Origin of the sequence: Psychrobacter sp. FME13, assembly GCF_014861395.1 — a bacterium.
In the GTDB taxonomy this organism is placed as follows: Bacteria; Pseudomonadota; Gammaproteobacteria; order Pseudomonadales; family Moraxellaceae; genus Psychrobacter.
Genome location: NZ_RRYV01000147.1, coordinates 1 through 8,138, shown reverse-complemented (window position 1 = coordinate 8,138; position 8,138 = coordinate 1). Strand labels below are relative to the sequence as shown.

Sequence of the window (8,138 nt, the reverse complement as noted above, 5' to 3'; positions counted from 1 at the left end):
TTCTATGTCAATTATGGCTATGTCTGATGCCAGCATACTTTTTAGAACACCACCGAATTTGTTAATTATTTTATAACATTTTTAAGTAGGATTGACTATATTTGGGTACCATATAGCATGTTGAACGGTTTGAGGGTAGCTTCTAAAGAAAGTTTCCAATACTTTATTGATATCAGTATTGGTGTGTTAGTTCTATAGTCAGTTCAATATAATTTCGATACAAGGAAACCGAGTGCAAGTTATACATTAGTATGCTTAGCGAGGATGACGATGTAGCGGATTTATATAGACTTGACTATATTAGAAATCATAATACTGAGCTCAAATACTGTCAAAGTCCCTATAGCTGAATTTGTAGGTATTAAGGATGCTGAAGCTCAAATTTATGAAGTTTCACAGACAGACTATGAGGAACTGAATCAAAAAATCATTAAATTTTGGAATATCAGTACAATTTGTAGCACAAATGATAAATGCACAATAGTAAGCTCGGACTACGATAAAAACTGTGTCGAAGATTGCAAAAACCCTGTCTATTTACATGGACAAGTGGTTTTTCGAGACTTAACAAATGCTGTTGTGTGCCCGCCAAACTACAAGTTTGGTAAAGCGATGAATGATCGATGCCTATTGATTGAACAATCAACAATTAAACCAACGTCACAAACTGTTGAATCATTAAAAGAAAACAACCACATTGAAGTAAACTCTTTTGTTTTAGATTAAACAAACTCTCTTTCAACATTCATCACCCTTGCATCCACCGTACGTTCTAGCTTTTCCTCAATTTGACTACATTGCGACTCGACCTCACGTTTAGACAGTCCAACGATCACAAACGCCTATTCACTGCCATCATGACGTAAGCCTAAAACAAACCACTTTGCGATATTTACCTACAAAAAAAGCAAGTCTTGCGACTTGCTTTTTTAATACTATCTAACGAACTGCTTACTGCTAAATACTTTATTTAATAGCCGCCTGATAGATTGGCATCACTTCAGGCAATAAGGCTTCAATCTTAGCGATACGCTGACCAGAGTTTGGATGCGTAGATGTCAACGTAGCTAAAGTGCTGCTACGACCATTTTCGGCTTCCATTTTTTCCCATACTGTAACTGCAGATTCTGGATTATAGCCTGCTTGCGCCATCAAACGTAAACCACCCGCATCAGCTTCTGACTCTTGACTACGAGAAAACGGCTTATCAATACCTAAGTCACTAATTAAACCTAGCGAATCATCACTTAATCCTGTTTTTGACTGTAGTTGCGCACCACCTAACTGCATCGCTAAACCAGTTAGAACCTTTTGCCCTGCGTCCTTTTTACCGTGCTCAGCTAATGCATGGGTCATTTCATGTCCCATAATGGCAGCGATTTCTGAATCAGTTAACTTTAGCGTCTCTACAATACCTGTGTAAAAAGCCATTTTGCCACCAGGCATTGCCCAAGCATTTAGTTCAGGCGACTTGATAACCGTAATTTCCCAATCAAAAGGTACACCTGTTGTATTAGCCTGAACCGCATAAGGCTTGATACGGTTAAACACTTTTTTGACTCGAATGGCGGTCGAAGAAGTATTGTCTACTGCGCCTTGACTACTGGCTTGAGAAACCACTTGAGAATAGCTTTTTGCCGCATCACTGTTTAGGCTAGCAGTATCATACCCTGCCATATCAGCTACTGTAGTACAGCCCACCAAAGTAGTAATAGTGGTTAGCAATAGAGCATTTTTCATTTTATTAAAAGTCGTCATCATACGTCCAAGTTAAAAAGTACAGTTGAATCAGATAACTAAATAAAGGTAACAAACTAAGAATGTCACCAATATGTAAGTATTGTGTCTGAATTACTGAAAGAGATTATCACTGTATAAAACAAAAGTCCATTAAATTAATAAACTATCATTTAGCGATGCAAAATTGCTACCCAAAGAGCACTTTGGAACAAGGCCTAGTTATATAAAACCTCTTTTCATATTCATTTTTTTCATACTTATACGCTATCTCTCTTTGCCAAAAAATCTTATACTTTATCTTAGCTTTCAATATAATGTCATAATATCTGCTCATGACATCTATACCCTTTATAATAGCGTATCAATACCAACCAACTTGCGTATCTAGCCCATGACTTCAATCAGTTACGTACAGCAGCAGCACATTACTCGACTATGCGTGCGCTGCGGACTACTCCTTATGCAATATGGTGCTGAGTCTGCCGTAGTGGTGGATTTATCCAAACGCCTAGGCATCGCATTAGGGATGAATAGCGTAGAATGTTCGCTCAATTTTAATGCGCTAACGCTAACCACCATCTGTGATGAGCGCTGTATTACCACCACCAGAGACACAATCAATCAAAGCATTAATGTCAATTTATTGGTTCAAATCCAGCAAATTGTCAATAAAACTGAAGCGGCAACCAACAATAACGAGCTTATCGACCTCACCACCACTGCCTTTGATAAACTAGATAAGACGGTTTATCCAACATGGATCGTATGCGTTTTTGTGGGTGTGTCTTGTGCTGCATTTGCTTATCTTAATGGTGGTAGTTGGGCCATTACAGCTGTGACTTTTATCGCTGGTATGGTCGCAATGTTTACGCGTATTTATCTGTCCAAACATCATTTTAATCCGTTTATTACCATTATTGTGACGGCATTTATCGCATCGCTGATTGGATCAACGACTTACTATTTTAATGTGGGTGATAGTGCCGATATCGCGGTTGCCTCTAGTGTGCTACTGCTAGTGCCAAGTTTTCCGCTCATCAACTCCCTATCAGATATCTTAAAAGGTTATGTCAATATTGGGATTGGACGTGCGGTCTTTGCCTATATGCTGACGCTATCCTCTTGCGTGGGTATTGTGATGGCTTTGATCTTGCTGCAAATACAGCACTGGGGATTTTGATATGTGGCTGATTAAAACGATTGTGCTGTCCAGTATCATCACCCTTGGCTGGACACTGATGTTCACCGTACCTAGACGCTATATCTTGCCTTGCTTGCTCATGACCGGTTTTGGGTTTGGGCTAAAAACCGCCCTTGTCCATCAGCATATCCATCTCGTGGTTGCTAGCTTTTTTGGCGCCATGCTTGCTAGCTTTTTGGGTGTGTATTTTTCTAAAAAGTATACTCTGCCCCCAAAAGCACTCATTTCGCCAAGTGTGATTTGTATGATGCCCGGTATCGCCGCGTATAAGGCAATGGTCAGTATGGTGCAGATTGGCTATTTTGGCTATTCAGATGCACTGTTTAGTCAAATGATGGTTTATTTATTTGAAGCTTTATTTGTCACTTCTGGATTGGTGCTGGGTTTATCCATTCCTGGACTGTTATTTTATAGACGTCGTGCTATTGTTTAGGTGAGTTTAAATATATAAATACCTAACTATTTCTGACTAAATAATACTCATATCTAAGTGATTCAACCCACCTTGAGCATAAAAACTTGTAAGATGAATGATAGTACCCATTACAGTAGAGTCCAAAACAATCATATTCAAAACAATACACTTGAAAACTGCACCAACAATCACTTAATAAAGAGACCCCATTATGACCAAACATTATGACTATATCGCCATCGGTGGCGGCAGCGGCGGTATTGCCTCAATCAACCGCGCCGCAAGCTATGGCAAAAAATGCGCCATTATCGAAGCCAATCAACTGGGCGGTACTTGTGTAAATCTAGGCTGTGTCCCTAAAAAGGTAATGTGGTATGGCGCACAAGTTGCTGAAGCCATTCATAAGTTTGCTCCAGATTATGGTTTCGATGTAGATGTTAAAGGTTTTGATTTCCCAAAACTGGTACAGAGCCGTCAACAATACATCGAAAACATTCACCGCTCATATGACAACAACTTGGCCAAAAATGGCGTTGAAGTCATCAAAGGCTTTGCAAAATTTGTCGATACCAATACCGTAGAAGTAAATGGCGAACTGATTACCGCTGATCATATTTTGATTGCCACAGGTGGTCACCCGATTCAACCAAATATCAAAGGCGCAGAATACGGCATCGATTCTGATGGTTTTTTTGCGTTGAATCATTTGCCAAAACGCGTGGCGATTGTAGGCGCAGGATATATCGCTGTCGAAATCGCAGGTGTGCTAAACAGTCTAGGCGCTGAAGTGCATCTGTATGTACGCAAACACTCGCCACTACGGGCATTTGATCATACTATCGTAGAAACCTTGCTGATAGAAATGGAGCAGTCCGGCATTCAACTACATACCAACACAGTGATAAGCGAAGTCAACAAAAATGACGATGATAGCCTGAACTTATCTACCAATGACGGCGGTGAGGACTGTATCGAGACAGTAGACTGTTTAATCTGGGCGATTGGTCGTGCGCCTTCTACAGACAATATCAATCTGCAAGTCACTGGCGTCGCGACGACTGAGACGGGCAAAATCAAAGTTGATAAATTCCAAAATACCAATATCGATAACATCTATGCCGTTGGTGATATTATCGAAAACAGTGTTGACTTGACGCCAGTGGCGATTGCCGCAGGTCGCCGCTTGTCAGAGCGCTTGTTTAATGATAAGCCTAATGAACACCTAGACTATACCTTGATACCGACCGTTATTTTTACCCATCCTGCTATCGGTACCATTGGCTTATCAGAAATTGATGCTGTTAATCAATTTGGTAAAGAAAATATTAAATGCTACTCTTCAACGTTTACCGATATGTATAGCGCCGTCACCCAACATCGCCAAAAATGTACTATGAAGCTTGTGTGCTTGGGCGAGGAAGAAAAGGTCATTGGCTTACATGGTATTGGTTTTGGCGTCGATGAGATGATTCAAGGATTTGCTGTCGCTATTAAAATGGGCGCAACTAAAGCTGATTTTGACAATACGGTTGCCATTCATCCAACTGGCTCAGAAGAGTTTGTGACGATGCGTTAGTTGATGAAGCACTCATTTTATAAGCTAGTGTTGCAAAAAGGCTACTCTTAATAGAGTAGCCTTTTTCAGTTTGGGCTGCATAACCCAAACAATGAGATGGTTTATCTTATCGATTCACTATAAAACCACTCTTTAAGTTTCGCATGGCTCACCTTCCCCGTCTTTGTTATGGGTAACTCATCCATCAATACAATCTGTTGAGGCATCTGATACCGTGCCAGCTTAGGCTTCAACCACTGCATCAGTTGCAAAGCGGTGATTGACTCACTATTCCTTGAAAAAACGTTTGAATCTACCAAGCCAACAAAAGCGACGAGCCGCTTACCAAATTCATTATGGTCTATCGCAATAACGGCAACTTGTCCAATATGTGTGTGCTGTCTAAGCGCATTTTCAATGTCTAGCGGATACACGTTTTCACCACCAGATACGATCATGTCATCGGCACGGCCTTTTAGAAACAGATAACCTTCTACATTACAAGAGACCAAGTCACCTGTACTAATATAGTTGGTCTCGCTGATATTTTCAGCAGTATGGGTGATGGCGTTATTGTCCATTGACCATGCAGTACCTAGGCTCAAAACACCAATAGCGTCATCGGCCGACCGCGTTTGATTGGCAGTACTTGAGTTGGCCTCAATCGGTAATACTTTCAAACGTACACCTTTAATCGTTTTACCAACACTATCAGGATAACGGTGCAAATCAGCTGGAGTCGCCATAACGCCAAAACCTGATTCTGAGGTACCATAGAGATTGAATAAAGTATCACCAGTATGAGCCAAAGTCTGTGTCGCAAGATTGGCGTCGAGCTTAGCGCCACCTGAGATTATCCGCTTAACAGAACAGAAAGTTGAATGATAAAGAGTTAAGTTATGAGTAGCGTCTTTGGCTTCTATACTGCTGAGCTGGTCATATTTGCGCTGCTTGAGTGTGTCTTCATCAAGCAAACGCTTGAGCATAGTCGGCACTAAAATAAGCGTTTCAATCTGATGATGGTAAATCAGGTGACTGGCTTCAGCACTGTTAAATTTATCACTGAGAAAGATACGAGCAGACAGCAGTACTGAAATAATAAGCGCTGACAATCCATAGCCATGATAGAAAGGCACGGCAATATAGACAGAATGATATTTAGCCAGTTCTACTTTATTTAACAATGCCAAAAACGGCATCAGCATCGCAAGCGGTGACGGCTCACGTTTGGCAAATTTGACACGACCACTGGTACCGCCTGTCAGTACATTTATTTTACCTGATGACTGGCGTGCGAGTTTATGGCCGTTATTTTTACGCTTAGTTCGCCCTCGCTGAGTATCATGTTTTACTTTTTCTAAGTTTGCTATAAGAAACTGGTTTAATTCTTTGGTACTAACCACTATTGGCGCTGTCTCTAATTTGAGCGCTGACAGCTTTGAGACGATGCTAACAAACTCATCATCACAGATCAGCATATCGTATGCTTGTTGCTGGATAATTTGCTCGATTTGATCATGGCTCATATCCGTATTGAGCAGCGTGATATCAGCACCAGTGCGTGCAGCGGCAAATAAAACTAAAACGCTACTGCTATGATTAGCGCAAAGTAACGCCACGTTTGCTTTATGGCCTGAATGACTGCTGGCCTTAGCATACCGGCCCATCTGTAATTTTTCATTGAGATAAGCAGCTAGTGATAGCGCTAATTCGTAACTCTGTTGATAGCTGTACTTCTGATTTAACGTGTTTCTATTGGGTGCAACATGGCTAGCAAATTCGAGCAATACCATCAGATTTTCGCCATGCTTATAAATAGATCTAATGACACAAAAAATGCCTTTCGGTGTTAGCAGGCCGATACGATACAGGTTGCGAATACTAGTAAATATCCAGCTCAATAATGAAGGCGATGTTGACTGACTGTCTTCGCCCTTATTATGCTGCTTATCACTCTGATCACGATGGCTATGTTGATAGCTGTTAGACATTGATAAATCTCTACTTTCAATTTAATACCAGTTTAATCAGCGTGACTGATGACGATAATAACTGCGAACACAAAACTCTAATGGTCGTTTGAATAGCAAGGCTAAAATTTCGATAGGATATAACCACCAAGGTTTAAAGCTGGATTTTTTATGAATAATCAGACGACCAATCACAGCTGCGACTTGCTCAGTAGTCATGGTAGGTGCTGATTGGTAGATAGCCGTTGGCGCGATCATACGAGTGCGAACCAGTGGCAAATACAATGTGCTGGTCGTTATTTTTTGCGCATATAGTTCTGGTGCTACTGAACGAAACCACTGATCAAAAGCAGACTTAGAGGCTTGATAAGCAGACCACTTAGGCATTGGCGGTAGTAATACATTGAGTGCGGATACATTGATGATTTGCCCTTGATTGATACCAAGCTGCGGTATCAAACCTAAGCATAATTTGACAGGAGCTAGGTAATTCAGACTAATAGTGCGTTCATAGTCATGACCACGATCAAGCGAATCCATGACAGAGCGCATGATCGACTTGCCAGCATTATTAATAAAAATGTCTACGCTAAGCATGTGCAAAAAATGCATGAAGCGTTTGAGTGATTTATCATCTCTTAAATCTATTGGATAGATACTGACCGATGCACCAGTTTTATGGATATGAGCTTGTACCTGCTCTAATTTTTCCGTGGTTCTACCGACCAATATTAAGCTAATAGGCATGTTATTAGCTGTACCCAAGCTTGCCAACAGGTAAGCAAGTTGCTCACCAATACCATAGCTTGCACCTGTGATCAGTATGGTCTTACCAGCTAGCTCATGAGCCAATCGCTGTTTTTCTTTACTGGATAAATTACGGCTTGGAAAGAGCAGTCTCTCAAACAGTCTAGTGCTCAACCGTTGCTTATGGATTTTGTCTGTATGTGGGCTGTACTGGTTCATAATGAATCAATAATGTGAGTTATATTAATGTGAGTTATATTGAGTATGCGCTATTAGAGCATGTCATCAATTAGTAGATTAATGCAATTTATGACACGCCCTAGTTTTATAAATCTTAGATTAACACACCAAGTGCAACGCTAATTAATATTATAGAACGCCTGCATAGGCGTCTTAAACCCTAATCGTTTTCTTGGTCTGTTGTTTAATTTGTTCTCAATGTCCTGCATCTCATCATCAGAGACTTGTCTAAAGTCACAACCCTTAGGCAAGTACTCTCTGATAAGGCCG

Annotated in this window: 7 protein-coding genes and 1 pseudogene; 4 read left to right on the top strand and 4 right to left on the bottom strand. The window is 40.7% G+C overall.

Going from position 1 to position 8,138, the window contains the following annotated elements:
* Positions 1-291 precede the first annotated feature (291 nt).
* A complete protein-coding gene (locus tag EI164_RS13185) occupies positions 292-726 on the top strand; it encodes a hypothetical protein (RefSeq protein WP_192520405.1) in 435 nt (144 codons plus the stop codon).
* A 240-nt stretch (positions 727-966) separates the two neighbouring features.
* Here the strand turns inward: EI164_RS13185 and EI164_RS13180 are convergent, their stop codons facing one another.
* Positions 967-1,740 carry a M48 family metallopeptidase gene (locus tag EI164_RS13180; RefSeq protein WP_225739294.1) on the bottom strand — a complete coding sequence of 258 codons (774 nt, stop codon included), beginning with the start codon at positions 1,738-1,740 and terminating at the stop codon, positions 967-969.
* Between the two features lie 391 nt (positions 1,741-2,131).
* On the opposite strand from EI164_RS13180, the gene EI164_RS13175 reads away from it, so the two are divergent.
* The 3 genes from EI164_RS13175 to gorA all read left to right on the top strand — a co-directional run bounded on the left by EI164_RS13175 (position 2,132) and on the right by gorA (position 4,932).
* Positions 2,132-2,920 (top strand): threonine/serine ThrE exporter family protein, encoded by a 789-nt coding sequence (locus tag EI164_RS13175; RefSeq protein ID WP_192520403.1) that lies wholly within the window; start codon positions 2,132-2,134, stop codon positions 2,918-2,920.
* A gap of 1 nt (position 2,921) precedes the next feature.
* On the top strand, positions 2,922-3,374 hold the full coding sequence (locus EI164_RS13170; protein WP_192520402.1) for a threonine/serine exporter family protein: 453 nt from the start codon (positions 2,922-2,924) through the stop codon (positions 3,372-3,374).
* Positions 3,375-3,567: 193 nt separating this feature from the next.
* Positions 3,568-4,932 carry a glutathione-disulfide reductase gene (gorA, locus tag EI164_RS13165; RefSeq protein ID WP_192520401.1) on the top strand — a complete coding sequence of 455 codons (1,365 nt, stop codon included), beginning with the start codon at positions 3,568-3,570 and terminating at the stop codon, positions 4,930-4,932.
* Positions 4,933-5,033: 101 nt separating this feature from the next.
* On the opposite strand, the gene EI164_RS13160 is transcribed toward gorA, so the two are convergent.
* The 3 genes and pseudogenes from EI164_RS13160 to EI164_RS17125 form a co-directional block, all read right to left on the bottom strand.
* On the bottom strand, positions 5,034-6,902 hold the full coding sequence (locus tag EI164_RS13160; RefSeq protein ID WP_192520400.1) for an AMP-binding protein: 1,869 nt from the start codon (positions 6,900-6,902) through the stop codon (positions 5,034-5,036).
* A gap of 36 nt (positions 6,903-6,938) precedes the next feature.
* Positions 6,939-7,847, bottom strand: a complete 909-nt coding sequence (locus EI164_RS13155; protein ID WP_192520399.1) for an SDR family NAD(P)-dependent oxidoreductase — start codon at positions 7,845-7,847, stop codon at positions 6,939-6,941.
* 140 nt (positions 7,848-7,987) lie between these two features.
* A pseudogene (locus tag EI164_RS17125) lies at positions 7,988-8,138 on the bottom strand (IS30 family transposase); the annotation flags it as partial.